The sequence below is a fragment of the Uliginosibacterium sangjuense genome (genome assembly GCF_059132465.1).
This window is the reverse complement of the sequence record NZ_CP101132.1, coordinates 556,464-576,862: the sequence shown is the minus strand read 5'-3', so window position 1 is coordinate 576,862 and position 20,399 is coordinate 556,464. Positions and strand designations below refer to the sequence as shown.

Below are 20,399 nucleotides of genomic sequence, written 5' to 3'. Positions count from 1 at the left end.
GCATGAACGACCTGTTCGGCAGCCCGCCCGAACAGCCGCTGCGCCTGTTCTTCGCCCTGTGGCCGCCGGCCGTGCTGGCGCATGCACTGCACACGCAGGCGCGCAGCCTGCAAGGCCGCGTCATGAACCAAGCCGGTCTGCACGTCACCGTCGCCTTCGCCGGAGAACAACTGCGCTCGCGCATCCCCGCCCTGTGCCAGTTGGCCGAACGTCACCCGCTGCCGCGCGTGACGCTCGACATCGACCACCTCGAATACTGGGCCGGCCAGTTCGTCGTCGCCGTCCCACAGACCGTGCCCCCCGCCCTGCACGCAGCCGTGATGCGCCTGCACGCCGAAATGCGCGCGCTGGGCATGCGCGTCGAACCACACGGCTGGCGCCCGCACCTCACCCTGCTACGCAAGGCGCCGTCACAAGACCTGCCCACCCTGACGCCTCGCGCCTGGACGCTGGAGACCTGGCACCTGGCAATGTCCGACGGCTCAGGACACTACGAGTTGCTGCATAGCTGGCCCACCAAGCAACTCGGCTAGCGGGCTGTCACCCTGCCGTTGGCGGCCTCTGAGTGGAATCTGGTGAAGATCGATACCGGCCGGACTCAGTCACCGCGCGCCCTCTCGGCTCCTTTACGGCCAAACTCGCGTGGTGAGTGCCCCCAGACCCGCTTGAATGCCGTACTGAATGCACTTTCGGACTCATAGCCTAAATCGGAAGCAACTCTGGACACGCGCTCTTTCCCAGACCCAAGCCTTTCGCATGCCATAAGCATTCTCCATCGCGTCAGGTACTCCATGGGCGTACAGCCGACGACTCTTCTGAAACGCTCAGCAAAACTGGAGCGAGACTGACAGGCAAGTCTTGCGAGATCCCGCAGCATCCAGCGCTGTCCCGGATTCGCATGTATTGCACGGATGACAGGGCCGAGGTGCCGATCAACAAGCGCGGCAATCCAGCCCGTGCTCGGCTCCGCGGTGTTTTCCAGGTGAAGACGCAGCGCCGAGATCAGCATCATGTGTGCGAGGTGCTGTGCAATCAGCTCACCTCCCGGTTGCTGGTCGCGCAGCTCCAGCATCATGCGATCGATGGCCCAGCGCAATGCGGACTGCTCGGATTCACGGCGGATGTGCACGATTGGGGGAAGCAGATCCATCAGCATCGAGGCGTGCTGCCCGCTTACCGCAAAACGACTGCCGACCAAGAATAGATCGCCACCGCCATTGATCGTTACAACCCCGCCCGCGCGCACGGGCGGAAAAATGCCTGCAGCATCAACGGGGGCAACTCCTGGATCGCTGGCGAGACGGAACGGTCTACCACTGGGCAAGACGAAACACTCGCCTGCAACGAGCCTTACAGCGTCGGCCTGCCCCTCCACGACGAGCCAGCAGGCACCGGAAACGATGGCGTAGCACTTGATCAGCAGATGCTGGCTGGAGAACTGGACAGCCCATTCACCTCCGGCATCAAACCCTGACGAGATGTGGCTGCGCGGCTTGAGCAGCGAGAGGACTTCGGAGAGCGGGTCCATCGTAATTCCGGACGATCAAGAAGATTACTCGGATCCTACGCCGTGGATCATCCGACATCGAGAAGATATCGTGCCTGCCATGCACGCTCGCCCGGCATTTCCTGGCAATGCGGATCACCCGCTACCCCGCCGGCGTCTCACACGAAACCCGGAGTTCCTCATGATTGTCGTCACCGCCCCTACAAGCAAGATTGGTCGCCAAATCCTGCCCGCTCTGTTGGCACATGGCGCGCCCGTGCGAGTGATCGTACGAGATTCGGCAAGCCTTCCAACCGAGCTCATGGGCCGCGTCGAGGTCGTGACGGGCTCGCATGCCGATGCTGCGGTGGTAAAGCGCGCGTTCGACGGCGCCGAAGCCGTGTTCTGGCTCGCCCCGGCGAATCCTCACGCCGACAGCATCCTCGAAGCTTTTGTGGATTTCACACGTCCCGCCGCGAACGCCTTGCTCACCTGCGGAGTGAGGCGCGTGGTGGGCATCAGTGCGCTGGGGCGCCATACGCCCCAAGCCGCCAAAGCTGGCTACGTCACCGGCTCGCTGGCCATGGACGACCTGATTGCGAGCACAGGGGCTCACTTCCGCGCGCTCACCCTGCCTTCATTCATGGACAACATCCTCAGGCAAGCCACGACGATCAAGAATCAGGGCCTGTTCTTCTCCCCAATTGACGGTGATCTGAAGCTACCCAGTTGCGCAACGCGCGACATCGCCGCGGTAGCGGCACGCCAGTTACTCAATACCGAATGGACGGGGCAGGAAGAGGTGGCGGTACTGGGGCCAGAGAACATTTCGTTCAACGACATGGCCGCGGTCATGTCGGAAGTGCTGGGCAAGCCGGTACGTTTTCAGCAGATCTCGCTCGACGCCTATAAGGCGGGTCTTCTCCGTGCGGGCTTTTCCGAAGCGATGGCGCAAGGCATGACGGACATGGCGCGGGCAAAGAGCCTCGGGCTGGACCTCGGCGTAAAGCGGAGCCCCAAGAACACCACGCCGACACGCTTCCGCGCCTGGTGCGAAGCGGCCCTGCTCCCCGCTCTGACCGACTAATCAATCCAATAATAGGACTCGACATCATGCGCATGACAGGCAACACCATTCTCGTCGTCGGCGGCACCAGCGGCATCGGCCGGGCACTAGCCGAGGCATTCCATGCACTCGGCAACCAGGTCGTCATCGTCGGTCGCCGGCAACACCTGCTCGACGAGATCGTCGCAACCCATCCCGGCATGCAGGCCTACCCGCTCGACGTTCAGGATTCGGACGCTGTGCAGGCTTTCGTCGCTCGACTACGCGATGAGGTGCCGTACCTGAACGTCCTAATCAACAACGCCGGTATCTCCAGGCCGGAAGACCTGCTGGCCGACCCACCCGCACTCTCGGTGGCGCGGGCCATCATCGACATCAACATCATGAGCGTGCTGACCGTGACCACGGCGTTTTTGCCGCTGCTGCGACAACAAGAGACGGCCTCAATCATCACGACAACATCCGGCCTCGCCTTCGTGCCTCGCGCCAACTTCCCGGCGTACTGCGCAAGCAAGGCTTTCCTGCATTCCTGGTTGCAATCGCTGCGCGTGCAACTGCGCCCGACCGGCATCGAAGTCCTGGAACTGGCACCACCCTATGTGCAGACCGAGCTGAGCGGCCCACAGCAGTTGCACGACCCACGCGCCATGCCACTGGCAGACTACATCGACGCAGTGATGCATCTGCTTTCGACGCAACAGACACCAGGTGGAGAGATCCTCGTCGAACGGGTGAGTGGCGAACGCTGGGCTGAACGCAACGGCGATTACGCCCAGCGCTTTGCGCACTTCAACGGCTGAGGCTTCAGGCCTTGCCGATGGCGATGAGGGCGAGAATCAGCAGGCAGAAGATGCCAGCATTCAGCTTCGGCTCCCAGTACTCCATGAACAGGAAGGCGATGGCAAGCCAGCCCAAACTCGCGGCCAGAGACAGTGCCAGCACGGGAGTCTCCCGGAGCAGGTACGAGGCCCGCCAAGCCACATAGAGCCCGAGCAGTCCGAATACCACCTGCCCCAAAGCGAACGCGGAGTTCAATCCGTAGTAAAGCGTGGTCTCCGCGCCGGGGAGGCGTTTTCCGCGCAAGTACTGCGACAGCACATCGATGACGAAGTGCAGGACGCCGCTCGCGGCAAGCCATCCGAAGGCGGCGTAGTGGATGTAGGCGGGCATGGTCGGCACCGAATGGTTTCTGTGTGCGTGCAGATGGGGTTCTACTGCGCGACTCGTCCGCTCTGCACCCGTTCGGCCGAGCGCAGGAAGGTCCACGTGAAGAACATCCCAACTGTCGTGTTGTTCCGTGTCTTCACCAACGGGCTGTCCTCGAAGCTCGCGCCGTGCAAGTCATCCAAACGGATGTACGCCACTGCCCTGAAATCGCCTAGCTGGCGCGATAACGCCACCTGGACCGTGCTGCCTGCATACCCCGAAGAGGCGTGGTAGGCCGGCCGAGCAGGCGTCGCGTACTGCTCTTCAACGTCATAGAAATGCTGGTTGTAACGCGCACTCCCGTACCTCGGCCCCGCTTGCATAATCAAGTTCCACTGAGGGTGATTGGCAGGCGTCCAGTTCAGGGTGAGGCGCGGATTGAAGGTCCAGCCCTGGTAACGCGCGCCCCCCTCCAGGCCCACCGCCGCACGCACCGGAAGAACCAGGGCGAGCTTCTGGTTCCCGGCCACGTTGCGCCACAGCTTCACATCCAGCGAAGGGCCAAGCTCCATCATGTAACCCAGGTCCGGCATGCCTTGGCGAGCGCGGTTGCCACTACTGAAAATCGGTGCATAGCCACTGACGCTCAGCGTCACATCGAATGCATCCGTCTTCAGGAAGTTCGCGCGCAGGCCGTCACGGTCTGCATTCAACCAATCCAGCCGATACACGAAGTACGGGATCGGAAATACCCTGTTGGAGGATTCGTCGGAACCGCGGTAATCAGGCAAGGACAGGGCCGCCAGGCCCAGACCAAGCTCCCAGCGGGGAAGCTCCTCGGCACCCGCCGTATTGCTGATGGCCAGCCAGCCCAAGGCAACATGGACCGCTTTTTTATGCATGCGCCACTCCAGGCAGGTGACGCGTCCTGGGCGGCAAGCCCTGCGGTGCACCAGCGGCCGACAGCCACTGGTCCGCCACGAAAGCGGTGCCCGCCACACGCGCCAGGATGGGTTGCCACATCGCCTGCCATTGCACCAGCTCTGCCCCCCTTCCGTTGAACACCTGTTCGAGAAAGGCCCAGGCGAGTTCGGCTGTTGCCTGCTTCACCTTCACATTTAGCCAAGGCCCGCCGGTCAGGGCGCGATCGGTAAACATGCTGTGGGAGCCGCCACGGAACACCGCAAGCATTTTGTCCGGATAGGGGATCGCATTGAAGATATCCAGCCGATCCCCGGCTCCCGAGTGATACCCCGGAATCTCGATCACATCGTCGGTCGCGGTGACATGCATCGTGGGTACCGCAATCCGGCTCAGTATCCCGGCCAGGTCGTGCTCACCATAGAACGGCGGAGCGGAGATCACCACGGCCGCAGAGAAGCGGGAGTCCAGGCAATCAATCGCCCGGCCCTCTCGCACAACCTGTGCCCCCACGGTCAACAGTGTGGTGTTGGCACCGTAAGAGTGGCCCGCCGCAACGAGGCGCTGGCGGTCAACCGCCGCGCCAAGAGAGCCCATTTCGTCTGCGAGCATGCGATCAAGCGCGAAGCGCACATCCGTCGCACGCGCGATGGCCTCCCGCTCCTGGGCTGCGGCCTGCAATCGACCGATCAAGCTGAACGGATTCCCCCGCCAGAGTTCAGCATCACTGCCAACATGCTGAACGTGCAGACAGGCTATGCCACGTGCCGACAAGTGTTTCCCGAGGTAGCTATAGCCTTGTCGCGAACCACCTATGCCATGCGAGAACACCACCAGTGGCGTCGAAGCTTCGGCTACGGCATCCCTTGGCCAGTAGAGGCGTACCGGTACCGGACGCGAACGGACCTGATCGACCCAGTTGAAATCTGTGACGACATACGGCGGCGCCAATGACTGCGCTTTGCTTGTCGCACTCCATGCCGCGAAGGGAGCCATGATGAGCATGGCATTGAGTTTTCGCCGCGTCATGTCCACCTGCTGGGATGACAGGGCTTCCGTCAGTCGGATAGCGTGCTCTTCAAGATGGTGAGGCGCGGCGCCACACAGGCTGCGCGTTGTGAAGTGATGCATCGGTAGATTTTCCCCGTCAGCGGTTCCAGGCCAGGCACCGCTCGTGCGCTAGCCGAAAGAGAACTTGAGCTATCCGCCTGCGTGAAGCGATTGAACAACCTGGATCGACGCTGACGGCGCGGCGGGATAGGCCACGCCAGTCAGCCTTTCCGATTCGCTCCACAGCCTGGCAGAAGCCCCCCTGTCCAGTCCTTGCGAAGGCACGTGGCAAACGACGGGATAGCCACGAAGTCCGCCCATTCCGTCCGGTCCGTAATAGGCACCGCCATAGGCCTGGGGAGCAGTGGCAGCAAAGAGTGTGGGCAACGCGCCCTGCTCTGCTGGCTGAAAAAGGAACCACAGGAAACGCCGGGCCATACCTGCAGCGCTCCACGCGCCGGCGTTGTTGAGTATCAGGTCCGTGCGTGTCACCCCGGGATGGGAAGCGATGCTCTCGATGCCCCACTCAGCGACATCACTGCGACGCTGCAACTCAAGCGCGAACATCAGGCAGGCGAGTTTTGATTGGCCGTAGGCAGCCATTGGTGTGTAGCGCTGTCGCGCCTGCAGGTCCTCGAAGTTGATCACCCCACCTCTGGCGGCGATGCTGGACACCGTCACGACACGAGGCTTGTCGCCCTTGCGCAGGAGCGGAAGGAGACCGGCCGTCAGCGCAAAGTGGCTGAGATAGTTGGTGCCGAACTGAAGTTCGAATCCGTCTGCCGTTTCATGGCGCTTCGGCGGTGCCATGACCGCCGCGTTGTTGACCAACAGATCCAGGCTGCCGTATGAACTCTGGACGCTCTGAACAAATCCCTCGATGGATTCCAGGCTGGCGAGGTCCAGCTTGCCAAACCTCACTTTTGCTTCCGCGACATGCTGGCGGATCTGGCTGACAGCCGCCGCCCCCTTGGATGGATTGCGGCCCGCAATGATGACGTTTGCGCCAACACGGGCGAGCGCCAAAGCGGTTTGGAGTCCCAAGCCACCAGTTCCCGTGACGATCGCCGTACGGCCACGCTGGGGAGGAATGCAGGATGCTGTCCAGATGCTCACGACTTTGTCTCATCAATTGATCACATGTCAGCAAGGCTGCCTGCATCGGTTTGCGGAGCTGTCTCCGCAACGTAAAGAAAGATGAAGCGGGAGATGCGGTTCCTCATAAACACGCCCGCACATGCAGGCCCGCAGCCTGCAAGGCCGTGCCATGAACGAAGCCGGCCTGCACGTCACCGTCGCCTTCGCCGGAGAACAACTGCGCTCGCGCATCCCCGCCCTGTGCCAGTTGGCCGAACGTCACCCGCTGCCGCGCGTGACGCTCGACATCGACCACCTCGAATACTGGGCCGGCCAGTTCATCGTCGCCGTCCCACACCCCGCCCTGCACGCAGCCGTGATGCGCCTGCACGCCGAAATGCGCGCGCTGGGCATGCGCGTCGAACCACACGGCTGGCGCCCGCACCTCACCCTGCTACGCAAGGCCACGCCCCAAACCTTGCCGGCCTTGCAGCCCCACACCTGGACGCCCGAGGCGCTGCACCTGGCGGTGTCGGATGGTTCGGGGCACTACGAACTGCTGCAGCGCTGGGCAACTATTTCCTCGGCTTGAACTGAGTGAAAGCCACGCCTCTGTCGTAGATGCAGCTCGGCGAAGTCCGGGGCTCCTCATGCCTACGCAAATCCGGATTCAGCATTCACCTACATCTGGGCTACTTACTCAAAGTTTGGCCAAAGCGAACGCAGTCATTCTGGATCCTGGTCAGTACTTTCTGTGCGAGTGGATAGACTGCGATCTTGTTATGCTCAGCGAGCCATAGATTTACTCCCTTTTGGGTCTGGCCGCCAAAGGAGAATAGGGATGATTTGTTCTGGGTGTGTAACACCGAGCCAACTCAAGGAAATTGTTGTTTCAAAAGGACTTCTTGGACAGTGCAACTATTGCGGGCAAAGAGACCTTGTGGTTGAGTCTGTCATGCTCTTTGATCACATCATTGAGCTGGTGGACGCCAATGTTGCTTCAGAAGATGACCTGACCCACTTTGAGTTGTGCTTGATATATGAGTGCGGTTCCGACCACATCGCAGTTGCAGATATTGGCATCGTGTTGTCTGAATGGTTTGATCTTGCGGATGAGCCGTACTTTGATGATCTGATAGCTCATATTCCTAAGGAATACCTGGAGGATGAACGTGGCAACGAACGACACTACTTCTCCGACGACGGTGATCTTGAGCAGAACATCTACGAGCGCCAGTGGGAGAAGTTCATCGCCGACATTAGGCACCTCCACCGCTTCTTCAATCCCAACGCCAAGGTATTCCTCGACTCGGTCTTCCACCTGCTGTCATCTGAGAGCGAGGAGCTGAAACCTGAAGTAGTCCGCACGATTAGCAAGGGTCAGGAACTCTACAGGGCTAGGACCGTTCAAACGTTCGCGACTGCCGAGAAAATCGAGAAAACCCCGCACAAAGAGCTTGGCCCCACCCCAAAAGACAAGGCCACCAGTCAGCGGATGACACCAAATGGCATCTCAGCCCTCTATTGTTCTTTGGAGAGGGATACTTGCTTGAGCGAAATCCGCTCCATGACTGGTGACAACGTGGTCAGCGGTGCCATAACCCCCACGAATCACCTAAAACTCCTGGATTTAACCAAGCTAGAGTTGGTCGAGCCCCCGAGGCTTACTTTTCTTGATGTCGGCTACCGAAAATCCCTGCACCTAAGGACTTTCCTCAAGTCCCTAGTAAAAAAGATGTCAAAGCCGAAGGGGCGCAACGACGATCTGAGCTACTTATCCACACAAGTGGTTTTTGAGTATCTACGACTGAAGTTCGGCAATCAGGTCGACGGCTTGGTCTTTCCATCTGTCCAGACGGGCGAAGTCGGTACTAATGTCGTGCTATTCCCTGAGGTAAGCGTGATCAGCGAAAAGTACTACTACCCACCTGAGGAGATCGCAAGGCTTATGACTGAAGGCACTGCTGTCAAGCAACGGGCATTCAATAGGGGCGACAAGCTAGCCTTCGTTGCTAGTTCGCTGCGCTTTCACCGAATTACGGCGATCGAAACCAAATCGGAAGTGCACCAACAGGCTCATGATCTGTTCATGAGCGATATGGTCCGCAAAGGATTTTTAGCCGGGTAGGGCGGGCTCGGTGAGCCCATACATGGACGCCCCCCGTTTGCACGACCAATCTTTTCGATGATGACGACTCACGGAGTCGATTGCAGCCATACATTCGGTCTTTGACGCAGCCCTTGCATGACTGCTGACGCATGATGATATTCCCGGGTCACAGCTCAATCACCCTATCGTGCTCAGGGCACATGGGCTCGGACGAGTTGTCATGACCCCGGTCTGACCTGTGGGTGCCATCATTTCAAGATTGCCCAGGCAATCGAGTGAGCTGCCTCCGTGTTGCGTTGATCGGTACTACGTTGTGCTCGACCGGGCCGACTACGCGCAAGCGCAGTTGGCTTGCGCGTAGTCGGCCCGGAACATTTCTCCTGTTCTGAGCATCGCCCAGATTCGTCGTGCGTTCTTGGCCGCAAGCGCGACTGCAGCAATGTTGTGCCCACGTCGCTTGGCAAGCTTCACGACCCAATCTTCTGCATGCGCCTCGCTCTGCATCAGATGCCGCAGCACCGCACGAGCGCCGTGAATCAGCAGCTTGCGCACATAGCCATTGCCCCGCTTGGTGATCCCCAATAACACTTGCTTGCCACCACTGCTGTGCTCACGCGGCGTCAGCCCCAGGCAGCTCGCGAACTTACGCCCATTCTCAAAACTGTCGCACCGGCCAAAGCTGGCTACCACGGCTGTTGCACTCAACAGCCCGACGCCAGGAATGCTCTCGATCAAGCGACTCGCGGCATTGCCTTTGTGCTGCTGACGGATTCGCAGCTCCAGCGCACGGATGCGCTCTTCGAGCTCATTCAATGCATGCATCAATTGCGCAATCAGCTCTTTGAGTGTCACCAGCTCTACACCTGCGCGAGCTTGCCACTGGGACACATCCTGCTTGAGTCGCTTAAAACCCAAGGGGATGACCTCGCCAAACTCGCTGAGCAAACCACGAACCTGATTGCCCAGTGCCACGCGTTGCTTCATCCATAAATCGCGCACGCGATGGAGCGCCTGCATCTGCTGGCCTTCCACGCCGCGAACGGCCACCGCGGGCACCGATTGCCGCGTTGTCGCCTCTGCAATCGCCGCAGCATCACGTGCATCGGTCTTGTTGCCCTGAACGAAGGGCTTTACATGTTGGGGCGCCATGAGTTTGATCTGGTGACCCAGGCTTGAGAGCGTTCTGGCCCAATGATGCGCACCGCCGCACGCCTCCATTCCAACAAGCACCGGTGGGAGTTGAGCAAAGTACGCAACGACTTCCCCGCGCCTCAGCTTCTTACTGCACACCTTGCGACCATGGCTGTTGATGCCGTGAGCCTGAAACACGCTCTTTGCCACATCCAGCCCAACTACCTTAAGCTCTTCCATGACGTCCCCTTCTGCTCAGTGGTTTCTCGACAACTCCACTTTGGCACTTCGATGCCGTCGCAGGTAGGGGGCGTCCATGTCATTACCCTACGCGCTACGCAGTCCCGTCCGCGCCGCTCAGGCGGGCGGAGTCACCTCCGCCCCCTTCACCGCGCTCAGTGCCAGTCGCCCACCCGTACGTCATTCGGGCTGGGCTGGCCTTTGCCGGTTTCGACCAGTGACTTCAGGCTCATCAGGAAGGTGGCCCACTTGGTGCTGCAGTGGTGCATGAACTCGTTCGCTTCCTTCCAGCCGGTGTGCCGGAACAGGACGATTGCATACTCGCCCTCTTGTCGCAGCTCGAAGCCGACCCGGGTGCCGACCCATTCCGGCGGCCCGTCGGTGACCAGCCAGTCCACGCTGCGGTTGGCTTCGAGCGCCAGCACCTTCATGTCGAAGCCACCCATGTCGACGCCGTCCTTGATGAAGCGGAAGCGCAGCATGCCGCCCTGCGTGCTGTCGCCCTGGGTGTCCTGGGTCCACCAGTCGGCCAGGCCCTCGCGGGTGGTGAGCGCGCGGTAGGCCGCGTCCAGCGGCGCCTTGATTCCGACTCTGTGCACAATATCGACCATGATGTTTCTCCGTTGGGTTGATTGAACGACAATCCGTCGTGGTCGAGAGTCTCGGCGCGGAGCCTGGGAGGGTGGGAGTGACAAGTGTGTCGGGATTCGGATGGACTCGCTGATCACCGCGGCGGCGCGGGCGCTGGCGCTGGGCTATCCACTGGATGCGCTGAAGCTGGTCGCCCTGCGCGATGACGCGTCGGCGCTCGCGCTGCGCGGCATCGCGATGGCCCAACTGGGCGACCTCGCGCGCGCCAAGCCCCTGCTGCGCAGCGCGGCGCGCGCCTTTGGCCCACGCGAGGGCCTGGCCCGGGCACGCTGCGTCGTGGCCGAGGCCGAGGTTGCGCTCGCTTCACGCGATCTGAGCTGGGACACCCAGGCGCTGGAGGCCGCGCGCGTGATGCTGGAGGCATACGGCGACCGGGCGAACGCGGCCCACGCGGCTTACCTCGAAGTACGGCGCCTGCTGTTGATCGGCCACCTCCGCAAGGCCGAGGGCAAGCTCGCCGCGCTCGACCCGTCACCCCTGCCGCCCGCGCTGCGCGCAGCGCATGAGCTGGGGATCGCGGGGATCGCGATGCGCCGCGTGCGTGCGGCGGAGGCGCGCATGGCCGTGCAACGCGCGGCGCAGGCTGCGCACGCAAGCGGCATTGCGGCGCTGATGGCCGAGGTGGAGGGCGTGGCAGCCCTGCTCGCAGCACCTGCGGCACGCCTGATCACGGAGGGCGCAGCGCGACCACTGCGGCTCGACGAGGTCGAGGCCGTGCTCGCTTCCAATGCGCTGGTGGTGGATGCCTGTCGTTACGCGGTGCGGCATGGAGATCAATCCGTCGAGCTGGCGACCCGGCCCATCCTGTTCACGCTGATCCGTGCGCTCGCCGAGGCCTGGCCGGCGGACGTGGCGCGCGATACGCTGGTGGCGCGCGCCTTCCGCCTCAAGCTCGCCGATGAATCTCAGCGCGCCCGTTTGCGGGTGGAGATCGGGCGGCTGCGCAAGCTGCTGTCGCCGCTGGCAGCGCTGCAGGCGACGGCTGCGGGATTCCGGCTCGTGCCCCTGCAGGCGGTGGAGGTGTGCGTGCTGGCGCGGCCGGTCGAGGAGAAGCATGCCGCCATCCTGGCCCTGCTGTCCGACGGTGAATCGTGGTCAACCTCCGCCCTGGCGCTCGCACTCAACACGGGGCAACGCACGGTGCAGCGCGCACTCGACGCACTGGCCGCCGCCGGCAAGGTGGAGCCGGTGGGCCAAGGGCGGGCACGGCGCTGGATGACCCCTTCGGTCGCGGGATTCACGACAGCATTGTTGCTCTCCGTGCCCGCAGGCCTCGATTAGCATGCACGGCGAAGACCCCGGAGAACACCGCCGGGCCAGCTGAATGGATCACGCATGAGGACTGCATCATGAGCAAAGCCCCTGTCGCCGAAGTTCTCCGCGAGTACGGCCCCTTCCCCGACATCGAGGGCGTGCACGGCGTCAGCTACGACGGCCGCCACATCTGGTTCGCCTCGGGCGACAAGCTCAGCGCGCTCGATCCCGAGAGCGGCGAGACCACGCGCGCCATCGACGTCGCCGCCGATGCCGGCACCGCCTTCGACGGCAAGCACCTGTACCAGATCGCCGAATCGCGCATCCAGAAGATCGACCCCGCGACCGGCCAGGTGCTGGCGACGATCCCGGCGCCGGGGAATGGCGGCGACTCCGGCCTCACCTGGGCGGAGGGGCTGTTGTGGGTCGGCGAGTATCGCAACCGCAAGATCCACCAGATCGACCCGGAGACCGGCGCAGTCCTGCGCACCCTGGAATCCAACCGTTTCGTCACCGGCGTGACCTGGGTGGAGGGCGAGCTGTGGCACGCCACCTGGGAAGGCGACGAGAGCGAGCTGCGGCGCGTCGACCCGCAGTCCGGCAAGGTACTGGCGCAACTGCAGATGCCGGCCGGCATGAACATCTCCGGCCTGGAATCGGACGGCGCGGACCGCTTCTTCTGCGGGGGCGGGCCGACACGCAAGCTGCGCGCGGTGCGCCGGCCGACGAAACCGTAAGGGCACCTGCGCGGGCCTGGCACCCGACAGGAATCCCGATCCGACCGCCGGGACTATTGCTGGAGGACGATGAACAGGAGTCGATCCGTCCCCCGCCCCCGCTTCACCAGGTGAAGAGCCCCCCGGCGGGCACCTGGCCGCTTCCGACGGCACGGGGCACTACGAGATTCTGCATAGCTGACCGACCGCCCCTGCGCATCCGCAGTGGTGACGAAGAACATGGCACAGCCCTCGATGAAGGCGCGGTCTTCGCCTGAGAACGCCTTGAAGTGCCATCAGTTTTCTGTATGGTGCGCTGCGCCTTGGCGAAGGCTGTGCTGTAGGACATATTCCTACAACGACAAGGCTAAGCGGTTTGTCTTGCTCGTACCAAAAATCCAGAACGAGGAGACAAACACATGATTCGCAAACTCACTGCGGGCGTTTTCGCCTGCCTGCTGGCCGGTGGCGTGCAAGCCGCCACCGATTATCCCTCCGGCTACACCAAGTGCGCTCAGAACACCGGGGCCACCTGCAGCATGAGCGGCACGCGCAACGTTGCCCTGGGCAAGTCAGGCTCTTTCGTCTACGCCGTGAAGACGGGTAACTTCGCGTGTACCGGTTCGGCCTTCCCGACCAATAGCTTCTCCAGCTCGGCCTGGTGCTCGGTGGGCCCGGTTGCCAGTTCCTCCTCGTCGTCTTCTTCGTCGTCTTCCTCCTCGTCGAGCAGCAGTTCCTCGTCCAGCTCCTCCAGCTCGTCGAGCAGCTCTTCCTCCTCTTCGAGCTCTTCGTCGAGCAGTTCGTCCTCCAGTTCCTCATCGTCCAGCGGCTCCAGCTCCGGCAGTTCGGGCCAGGTTGGTTTCTCGACGCAGAACGGCGGCACCACCGGCGGCGCTGGCGGCACCACCGTCACCGTCTCCACCGGCACCCAGTTGAATGCAGCCCTGTGCGGTCGCGCTTCGGTCAGCACGCCCATCATCATTCGCGTGAACGGCACCATCAATCACGGCAACACCACCAAGGTCAGCGGCAGCTGCAGCACCGCGGCCGACGTGATCGAGCTCAAGGGCGTTAGCAACATCTCGATCATCGGCGTGGGTAATGCAGCGCTGTTCGACCAGATCGGCATTCACATTCGTGATGCGCGCAACATCATCATCCAGAACGTGCATGTGCGTAACGTGAAGAAGTCCGGCTCGCCGACTTCCAACGGCGGCGATGCAATCGGCATGGAATCCAATGTGTCCAATGTGTGGGTCGACCACGTCACGCTCGAAGCCTCCGGCGGTGAAGCCCAGGGCTACGACGGCCTGTTCGACATGAAGGACAACACCAAGTACGTGACGCTGTCCTGGAGTCTGCTGAAGAACTCCGAGCGTGGCGGCCTCGTCGGTTCCGGTGATGGTGACAGTGGCAACGGCCCGGTGACCTACCACCACAACCATTTCCAGAACCTGAACTCGCGCGTACCGCTGCTGCGTCACGCCACGGCACACGCCTTCAACAACTACTACAACGGCATCGTTGAATCCGGCATGAACCCCCGCATCGGCGGCAAGATCAAGGCCGAAAACAACTACTTCACCAACGCCCAGAACCCGATCGGCACCTTCTACACCGACGACATGGGCTACTGGCAGGTGAGCGGCAACATCTTCGGCAGCGGCGTCACCTGGCTGACCGGCGACAAGCTGCATCCGGCGGGCCCGAACGTAGTGTCCACCACCACGATCAGCATCCCGTACGCCTACTCGCTGGACAATGCCGCGAACGTGCCGGCCATCGTCACCAGCGGTGCTGGCGCGGGCAAGATGTAAGCATCGGTAGCTGAAGTCAGGAAAAGGGGCCGGAGACGTTCTCCGGCCCCTTTTTTGCGACAGTCATGGGGCTTCTGCAAGGGCCTCGGACTTGTTGAAATACGGTTTCTCGCAGCAATCAAGACCGGCTGGATGCTAGGGCCTGTTCACATTTACCGCGCCGGATTGCGTGGTTCGCAGCGGTCGTTCCAGACAGCCAAGGTCATATCGACGTTCAGACGCGGCATTAAACGCCCCCAATGCATACACCTGTGGCGGCAAGGCCAGCAGCCCACGACGATCAGCAACCGCAACAACTTCAGTTCGGCTAGTTGCATTGAGCTTATGAAAGATCCCTTTCACGTGGACTTTTACAGTCCCTGCAGCAATTCCCAAATGCTTGGCAATGGCCTTGTTGGGGTGCCCTTCAACCAACAAACGCAGTACGTCCATCTCTCTTGTGGTAAGCGGTGCGGAAGCGACGCTGTCTGCAATCTTACGGGCAGCAACGGCGCCAAGGTGGGGCATGTCGCGATGCAGGGTGCGCACAGCGCTAACCAGTTCGTCCAAGTTACATCCCAAGGTTAAGTAGCCGCGTACTCCACATGCAAGCGCATGCTTGATTTCCAGTTCGCTATCTCGTCGAGTCAAGACTAGTACTCTGGGGGACTCAACGTAAGGTATGTGACAACTGCTCTTGGCGCCAGTTAGACACTCTAGGCCTTGCTCATAGTCAGCGATCAGCACGTCAGGGACCGTTTTTCCCTGATTACATTGATCCCGTGAAACAACCTCAAAATCAGCTGGTTCGCGCAAAATTGCGGTCAGCCCGGCGGCCATCAGCGGATCGTGATATTCAATCAGGATACGGATTCGCTCATTGGTTTGCATTTTTCTCTCTCCAAAGTCGTTTGATTGGCTTCATCACGCTCAATCAAGTCCTGTTTGAGGTAACCAACGCCCTTCTTTTGACCGAGAGCTGTCAGTCGTTCAGATCGAAGATTCTGCTGTGCGCTTTCATGACCTTAATGACTTCTGAGTAGTGCTCACCTCGGGCCCAGTCCCGCTGAAGCTCCAGCAGCACCTGTACTGCCGACAGCGACACAGCGCCGGCTTGTGCAATGCGCCTGATAGCAATCTCCTGCGAGGAAGGTCGAATGCCAAAGGAAGCGTCCTCTGCGACGTAGACGTAATAGCCATCTTCCATCATCTGCAGGGCAGGGAAGACCAGGTTCGCCTCGCTCCAGGCTGCGGCGAGAATGACATTCCTGCGCCCTGTCTTTCGCACGGCGGTCACGAACTCCGGACAGTCCCATGCGTTCATGCAGGTACGCTGGATGATCGACTGGTTCGGGAACTGCTCGTGCAAGAGCGGGATGAATTCGCCACCAAGTTCCCGTGACGCTACCGCGGTGAGAATGACCGGCAGCTTGAATATGCTTGCAGCCTGCGCGACGGTCATCACATTGACCAACAATGCCTCGCGGTCCGACTCGCCCAGGCAGGCAAGCAACTGGTGTTGATAGTCGAAGAGGACGAGGACGCAGTTCTCTGGGGTCAGAAGGCCTTTGTCAGTAGAGCTCACGCTCATGCTTTCTCTTCCATCAAGTTTTGATGGATACAAGCATGCCGCTTCGCACCAACACCTTCTATGGGCCAGCGGACTAGATTTTGCGCGCTACCAAGGATGGAGCACGGCCTCCTCCTTTTGGAGGAGGCGCAGCACTTTCACCTAGAGCTTGACCAGGCCACGACGGCTGGCCACGGTGATGGCTTCGGTACGGCTCAGCACATTGAGCTTGGTAAAAATACTGCGCAAATGTGATTTGACGGTGGTCTCGCTGATGTACAGATGGGAGCCGATCTCCTTGTTAGTCTTACCCCTGGCGAGCAGACCCAGTACGTCCAGTTCACGGCCCGTCAGGGCCTCGTTGCTGATCCCAGCTGCAAGCTTAGCCACAATCGTGGGGGGGATAACGGTTTCACCTCTATGCACCTTGCGAATGCAGTCGAGCAACTCCTCGCGTTGTGAATCCTTCAGTAGATAGCCACGCGCGCCTGCCTTGATGGCGTTGGCGATATCACTGTCTGTATCGAAAGTCGTGAGCACAATGATGCGCGCCGCCGGAGCAACCTGGCGGATCTCGCTGATGGCGGCGACACCATCAAGGACTGGCATGCGCAGATCAAGCAAGGCGACATCAGGTTGACGCGCCAACCATGACGCTATAGCCATGCGCCCGTCGGCAGCTTCGGCGACGACCTCCATGTCGGACTGGCGACCAATCATCGCAACAAGCCCCTCGCGCACTGTCACATGATCGTCGGCAATCAAAATTCGAATCTTCGTTCTCGCTACGCAACGCTCGGCCGACATCAACTCAGCTTGCGCTGGCGGACGGGAGCGAAGCATGTCAGATGATTTCATTATTGCTTCCGTTATGCAGAATGATCACTTGCCAGATAAGGCAGAGTGACCTGGACCGTTGTGCCGGATCCGGGTGTACTGTAGATGCTCACTTGCCCCCCCATTTCAGTCACTCGTTCACGGATACCTAGCAAGCCAAAGCCATCGTGCTTGGTGCGAGCGTCGAAACCTTTACCGTCGTCATGCATTCTCAGTGTGACAACAGACTGATCGAAAGCAAGCCGCAGACTGAACTGGTTGGCTTGGGCATGACGCAAGCAATTGGTGAGCACTTCCTGACCGATGCGAAGGAGATTCTCTTCCCATTCCGAGGGCAGGCTGGGCGGCTCGCCTTCGACTGAGAACACGGCTTGAAGTGGCGTACCCAGGGTCATTTTGTGCACAAGACTCGCCAGCGCCTCACACAAGGTATTGCCTTGCAGTGCCTGTGGGCGCAGCGCCTGCACTGAGCGGCGGGCCTCTTTCAGACTTTCGCGTGCCAGTTCGGCCGCCCTGAGCATGTGTGCCTGGGCCTCGTCATTCAGCCCTTTTACGCTTGCATCTGCAGCAGCTTCGAGTTGCACGATGACGCCGGTGAAGCCCTGGGCCAAGGTATCGTGGATGTCGCGTGCCATACGATTCCGCTCAGCCAGCACGGCTGCACTGCGGTTTTGCACTGACATGCGGATCAGTTGCAGGGCAAGCATGGCAAGATTGGCCAGAGCCTGGGCCAGATCCATTTCGTCCGCACTGAAATTGCGTTTGGATGAAAACCGGATGCCAATGACCCCTTCCACTTCTCCGGCAACCAGCATCGGCACAATCAGAATGGAGATCACCCCCAAAGCCAAGACATGATCACGCCACGGAAATCTCACGTCCTTGCGAATATCTTCGAGCAGGTAGGGCTTGCCGGTGCGAAACACCTCGGGCCAGGGCCAGACGTCGTCAATACGTAGTGCTGGACTGACCGGGCCCACCTTGGGGTCGGTGGGCATCACGATGCGGCCGTGCTCAAAAGCGAATGCAAAGGCCACCAGGCCGCTGTCTTCCTCTCGCCGCCAAAGGCTGCAGCCCAGCGCGCCGAGTTGTGTTGTTATCGTGCGTAGCACATGCTCGGCGATTCTTTCAGGCTCGGACTCAAGGGCCAGCGAGTCGACCGTGTGCGTCAAGGCTTCGACCTGACCGCGTGCCAGCTGTCCGGCTGCACGCAGCGCTTCGGCTGCGCATCTGCGCTCAGTAATGTCGCGCAGGATGACGGTGAATATTTGCTCGCCAGACAGGTCCAGGCGAGAAATAGAGGCTTCCGCCGGGAACTCGCTGCCATCCTTGCGCAGACCCAGCACCTCCCGCCGCTCACCCATGCCACGTGTGACCTCGGCGGAATGTGCAAATGCTGCAACCTGTTCGGCATGAAGAGTCTGAAGTCGCTGCGGCAAAAGCAGTCCCAATGGCTGACCAATCACTTCCTCCTGGGTATAGCCAAATACTTTCTCGGCCCCCTGATTGAACAACGAGATGCGTTGGTTTATGTCAACCGAAATGATGGCGTCATCCGCAATTCTTAAAATTCCTTCAAAGCGGGCCTTGGCATGACGGATAGCCTCTTGCGTGAGCTGGTGCTCGGTCACATCCATGACTGCGCCTGCCCATTCCAGGATGCCCCCGCTTTCGTTGCGCACAGCTCTGGCGACAACTTCCAGGTGACGCAGGCGCCCTTCGGGCTGACACAATCGGAATTTGACTCGAATGTCTTGCTGCGCGTGGGCCAGCGTTTCGCGCAACATGCCTAGATCGTCCGGGTGGACCAGTGCCAGTATTGTCTTCAGGTCTGGCTGTTCATCCGGAGCCAGGCTGCAAATGCGGCGGGTTTCGGATGAACAAGTGATTTCCCCTGTGACCGGAAACCAGCTGAAACTGCCGGTTGCGCTCAGGCACTGAGCCGTGGCGAGTGAGAGTTCGCTACGCCGCAACTGTGTTTCAGCCTGCGCGCGCTCGATGGCGATTGCAGCCAGATGAGTGATTTGCTCCATCATCTTGCTGTGCTGCAATCCTGGTTCGCCCCTCAGGCGGGAATACATGACAAAGGCACCCAAGGCCGTGCCACCGGAAGAGAGTATCGGGGACAACCAGCATGCCTGAAAGCCCCGGCGCAGAAAGTGCTCACGCCAGGCCTGATCATCCCTCAGATCAGCTTGTGCCAGGTCGCCGACGATCACAGGCAACTTGCTGCCACACATTTGTTGCAGCAGGGCATCCGGCGGCAGCAAGTCGGTTGGCGGCGCGGCGTCGAACGCAAATCCGAAACCCGGTGCAACGGTACTGTGCGCCGAGCGGCTGCCGGCCTCGAAATCCAGAATGAGGGAGCAAGCGTCCGGGGACATCTCATCCACGGCCAGGCATATCGCGGCAAACACTTCGGATAAGGGCATGCCTTGCGCAATCATCTCCAGCACGCGCTTTTCGGCGGCTAGCAGAAATTCTGCCCACTTTCGGTCTTCGATGTCGGTGTTCATGCCGAACCAGCCGATCAGCTTGCCCGCATCGTCGCGCACCGGCACACCACGGAACAGGTACCAGCGATATGTGCCGTCATGACGACGCAGACGGGCTTCACCCTCGCCTGCCGAGCCTGCGGCCAGCAGTGTTTTCCATTGGCTGACGAGTTTGGGCAGATCAGCAGGATAGATTGCAGACTGCCAACCCCAGCCATTGGCCTGATCGACTGTCAGGCCGGTGTATTCAGTCCAGCGATTGTTGTGGTACTCCACTTCGCCCGTCGCCTTGGCACTCCAGACCAGGCCGGGAATCGAATCAAGCAGTTGCCGCAGGTGGTTTTCACTCCGGCTCAGGGCTTCGGATGCCAACTCGCGCTCGGTAACATCGCGGCATGAGACCATGATCAGGTCGCGTCCCCCCAGGTTGCAGCGGATCAGACGCAGATCTATCAGAAGCCGCACCTGGTCATGCCGACGATAGGTGCGCTGAACCGTGGCGACCTCCCCTGGGAGAAGACCTTGCGTCAGATCGAGGATCTCTTCACGTGATGCACTGATCACGAAATCCCAGGGGCGCATCCGGAGTAGTGCCTCCCGGCTATAACCGAGAAGGGCGCAGGCCGCAGGATTCGCGTCGATGATGGTTGCGTCGCGCTCGACGATAAAGGTCGCATCAGCAAGATGCAGGAACACATCAGCCATGGATTTGGCTTGAGCGCTGGCCTCAGCTAACTCGCTCTTGCATCGAATCAATTCACTTTTCAGTCGATCAATCGTACTGAACGAGGACGACATGCTCTCAGGTTTTTCGTTATGCTCCAATTACGCCCCAATCAAAGTAAAGGTGAGA

Annotated in this window: 19 protein-coding genes; 8 read left to right on the top strand and 11 right to left on the bottom strand. The window is 60.7% G+C overall.

The annotated features are described in order from the left end of the window. Positions 1 to 2 precede the first annotated feature (2 nt). Positions 3 to 533, top strand: a complete 531-nt coding sequence (locus NMB43_RS02595; protein WP_494350599.1) for a 2'-5' RNA ligase family protein — start codon at positions 3 to 5, stop codon at positions 531 to 533. A gap of 65 nt (positions 534 to 598) precedes the next feature. Here the strand turns inward: NMB43_RS02595 and NMB43_RS02590 are convergent, their stop codons facing one another. Further along, a complete protein-coding gene (locus NMB43_RS02590; RefSeq protein ID WP_494350598.1) occupies positions 599 to 1,528 on the bottom strand; it encodes an AraC family transcriptional regulator in 930 nt (309 codons plus the stop codon). A gap of 160 nt (positions 1,529 to 1,688) precedes the next feature. Here NMB43_RS02590 and NMB43_RS02585 point away from each other — a divergent pair, with 160 nt between their 5' ends. After that, entirely contained in the window at positions 1,689 to 2,573 is an 885-nt protein-coding gene (locus NMB43_RS02585) for an NmrA family NAD(P)-binding protein (protein ID WP_494350597.1), read from the top strand. Positions 2,574 to 2,599: 26 nt separating this feature from the next. Beyond that, the gene (locus NMB43_RS02580; RefSeq protein WP_494350596.1) at positions 2,600 to 3,352 is read left to right on the top strand and encodes an SDR family oxidoreductase; all 753 of its coding nucleotides are present in this window, start codon (positions 2,600 to 2,602) and stop codon (positions 3,350 to 3,352) included. A gap of 4 nt (positions 3,353 to 3,356) precedes the next feature. Here NMB43_RS02580 and NMB43_RS02575 read toward each other — a convergent pair whose 3' ends face one another. From NMB43_RS02575 to NMB43_RS02560, 4 genes are all read right to left on the bottom strand, one after another. Next, positions 3,357 to 3,722: a hypothetical protein gene (locus tag NMB43_RS02575; RefSeq protein WP_494350595.1), complete on the bottom strand. Its 366-nt coding sequence runs from the start codon at positions 3,720 to 3,722 to the stop codon at positions 3,357 to 3,359. 41 nt (positions 3,723 to 3,763) lie between these two features. Beyond that, on the bottom strand, positions 3,764 to 4,600 hold the full coding sequence (locus tag NMB43_RS02570) for a MipA/OmpV family protein (RefSeq protein WP_494350594.1): 837 nt from the start codon (positions 4,598 to 4,600) through the stop codon (positions 3,764 to 3,766). Continuing rightward, positions 4,593 to 5,750: an alpha/beta hydrolase family protein gene (locus NMB43_RS02565; RefSeq protein ID WP_494350593.1), complete on the bottom strand. Its 1,158-nt coding sequence runs from the start codon at positions 5,748 to 5,750 to the stop codon at positions 4,593 to 4,595. Before NMB43_RS02565 ends, NMB43_RS02570 begins: the two co-directional genes overlap by 8 nt. Positions 5,751 to 5,819: 69 nt before the next feature. Then, the gene (locus NMB43_RS02560) at positions 5,820 to 6,785 is read right to left on the bottom strand and encodes an oxidoreductase (protein WP_494350592.1); all 966 of its coding nucleotides are present in this window, start codon (positions 6,783 to 6,785) and stop codon (positions 5,820 to 5,822) included. A 121-nt stretch (positions 6,786 to 6,906) separates the two neighbouring features. On the opposite strand from NMB43_RS02560, the gene NMB43_RS02555 reads away from it, so the two are divergent. Next, a complete protein-coding gene (locus NMB43_RS02555) occupies positions 6,907 to 7,338 on the top strand; it encodes a 2'-5' RNA ligase family protein (protein WP_494350591.1) in 432 nt (143 codons plus the stop codon). A 363-nt stretch (positions 7,339 to 7,701) separates the two neighbouring features. Beyond that, positions 7,702 to 8,874, top strand: a complete 1,173-nt coding sequence (locus NMB43_RS02550; protein ID WP_494350590.1) for an RES family NAD+ phosphorylase — start codon at positions 7,702 to 7,704, stop codon at positions 8,872 to 8,874. Between the two features lie 312 nt (positions 8,875 to 9,186). Here NMB43_RS02550 and NMB43_RS02545 read toward each other — a convergent pair whose 3' ends face one another. Both NMB43_RS02545 and NMB43_RS02540 read right to left on the bottom strand, forming a co-directional pair. Then, entirely contained in the window at positions 9,187 to 10,227 is a 1,041-nt protein-coding gene (locus NMB43_RS02545; RefSeq protein ID WP_494348248.1) for an IS110 family RNA-guided transposase, read from the bottom strand. Between the two features lie 155 nt (positions 10,228 to 10,382). Continuing rightward, positions 10,383 to 10,838, bottom strand: a complete 456-nt coding sequence (locus NMB43_RS02540; protein ID WP_494350589.1) for an SRPBCC family protein — start codon at positions 10,836 to 10,838, stop codon at positions 10,383 to 10,385. Positions 10,839 to 10,938: 100 nt separating this feature from the next. Here NMB43_RS02540 and NMB43_RS02535 point away from each other — a divergent pair, with 100 nt between their 5' ends. The 3 genes from NMB43_RS02535 to NMB43_RS02525 all read left to right on the top strand — a co-directional run bounded on the left by NMB43_RS02535 (position 10,939) and on the right by NMB43_RS02525 (position 14,665). Then, a complete protein-coding gene (locus tag NMB43_RS02535; RefSeq protein WP_494350588.1) occupies positions 10,939 to 12,159 on the top strand; it encodes a hypothetical protein in 1,221 nt (406 codons plus the stop codon). Between the two features lie 68 nt (positions 12,160 to 12,227). After that, positions 12,228 to 12,869, top strand: coding sequence for a Vgb family protein (locus NMB43_RS02530; RefSeq protein ID WP_494350587.1), 642 nt, complete (start codon positions 12,228 to 12,230; stop codon positions 12,867 to 12,869). A gap of 398 nt (positions 12,870 to 13,267) precedes the next feature. Further along, entirely contained in the window at positions 13,268 to 14,665 is a 1,398-nt protein-coding gene (locus NMB43_RS02525) for a pectate lyase family protein (protein WP_494350586.1), read from the top strand. 135 nt (positions 14,666 to 14,800) lie between these two features. On the opposite strand, the gene NMB43_RS02520 is transcribed toward NMB43_RS02525, so the two are convergent. The 4 genes from NMB43_RS02520 to NMB43_RS02505 all read right to left on the bottom strand — a co-directional run bounded on the left by NMB43_RS02520 (position 14,801) and on the right by NMB43_RS02505 (position 20,371). Beyond that, positions 14,801 to 15,535 (bottom strand): LuxR C-terminal-related transcriptional regulator, encoded by a 735-nt coding sequence (locus NMB43_RS02520; RefSeq protein WP_494350585.1) that lies wholly within the window; start codon positions 15,533 to 15,535, stop codon positions 14,801 to 14,803. A gap of 91 nt (positions 15,536 to 15,626) precedes the next feature. Beyond that, positions 15,627 to 16,235, bottom strand: coding sequence for an isochorismatase family protein (locus NMB43_RS02515; RefSeq protein ID WP_494350584.1), 609 nt, complete (start codon positions 16,233 to 16,235; stop codon positions 15,627 to 15,629). 141 nt (positions 16,236 to 16,376) lie between these two features. After that, positions 16,377 to 17,072 carry a response regulator gene (locus NMB43_RS02510; protein WP_494350583.1) on the bottom strand — a complete coding sequence of 232 codons (696 nt, stop codon included), beginning with the start codon at positions 17,070 to 17,072 and terminating at the stop codon, positions 16,377 to 16,379. Positions 17,073 to 17,083: 11 nt separating this feature from the next. After that, positions 17,084 to 20,371 carry a PAS domain S-box protein gene (locus NMB43_RS02505; protein WP_494350582.1) on the bottom strand — a complete coding sequence of 1,096 codons (3,288 nt, stop codon included), beginning with the start codon at positions 20,369 to 20,371 and terminating at the stop codon, positions 17,084 to 17,086. Between the last annotated feature and the right edge of the window lie 28 nt (positions 20,372 to 20,399).

Bases quoted from the DNA above. Each gene is read 5' to 3' on its own strand.
- NMB43_RS02595 (WP_494350599.1), top strand. From the start codon at position 3: ATGAACGACCTGTTCGGCAGCCCGCCCGAACAGCCGCTGCGCCTGTTC.
- NMB43_RS02590 (WP_494350598.1), bottom strand. From the start codon at position 1,528: ATGGACCCGCTCTCCGAAGTCCTCTCGCTGCTCAAGCCGCGCAGCCAC.
- NMB43_RS02585 (WP_494350597.1), top strand. From the start codon at position 1,689: ATGATTGTCGTCACCGCCCCTACAAGCAAGATTGGTCGCCAAATCCTG.
- NMB43_RS02580 (WP_494350596.1), top strand. From the start codon at position 2,600: ATGCGCATGACAGGCAACACCATTCTCGTCGTCGGCGGCACCAGCGGC.
- NMB43_RS02575 (WP_494350595.1), bottom strand. From the start codon at position 3,722: ATGCCCGCCTACATCCACTACGCCGCCTTCGGATGGCTTGCCGCGAGC.
- NMB43_RS02570 (WP_494350594.1), bottom strand. From the start codon at position 4,600: ATGCATAAAAAAGCGGTCCATGTTGCCTTGGGCTGGCTGGCCATCAGC.
- NMB43_RS02565 (WP_494350593.1), bottom strand. From the start codon at position 5,750: ATGCATCACTTCACAACGCGCAGCCTGTGTGGCGCCGCGCCTCACCAT.
- NMB43_RS02555 (WP_494350591.1), top strand. From the start codon at position 6,907: ATGCAGGCCCGCAGCCTGCAAGGCCGTGCCATGAACGAAGCCGGCCTG.
- NMB43_RS02550 (WP_494350590.1), top strand. From the start codon at position 7,702: ATGCTCTTTGATCACATCATTGAGCTGGTGGACGCCAATGTTGCTTCA.
- NMB43_RS02545 (WP_494348248.1), bottom strand. From the start codon at position 10,227: ATGGAAGAGCTTAAGGTAGTTGGGCTGGATGTGGCAAAGAGCGTGTTT.
- NMB43_RS02540 (WP_494350589.1), bottom strand. From the start codon at position 10,838: ATGGTCGATATTGTGCACAGAGTCGGAATCAAGGCGCCGCTGGACGCG.
- NMB43_RS02535 (WP_494350588.1), top strand. From the start codon at position 10,939: ATGGACTCGCTGATCACCGCGGCGGCGCGGGCGCTGGCGCTGGGCTAT.
- NMB43_RS02530 (WP_494350587.1), top strand. From the start codon at position 12,228: ATGAGCAAAGCCCCTGTCGCCGAAGTTCTCCGCGAGTACGGCCCCTTC.
- NMB43_RS02525 (WP_494350586.1), top strand. From the start codon at position 13,268: ATGATTCGCAAACTCACTGCGGGCGTTTTCGCCTGCCTGCTGGCCGGT.
- NMB43_RS02520 (WP_494350585.1), bottom strand. From the start codon at position 15,535: ATGCAAACCAATGAGCGAATCCGTATCCTGATTGAATATCACGATCCG.
- NMB43_RS02515 (WP_494350584.1), bottom strand. From the start codon at position 16,235: ATGAGCGTGAGCTCTACTGACAAAGGCCTTCTGACCCCAGAGAACTGC.
- NMB43_RS02510 (WP_494350583.1), bottom strand. From the start codon at position 17,072: ATGAAATCATCTGACATGCTTCGCTCCCGTCCGCCAGCGCAAGCTGAG.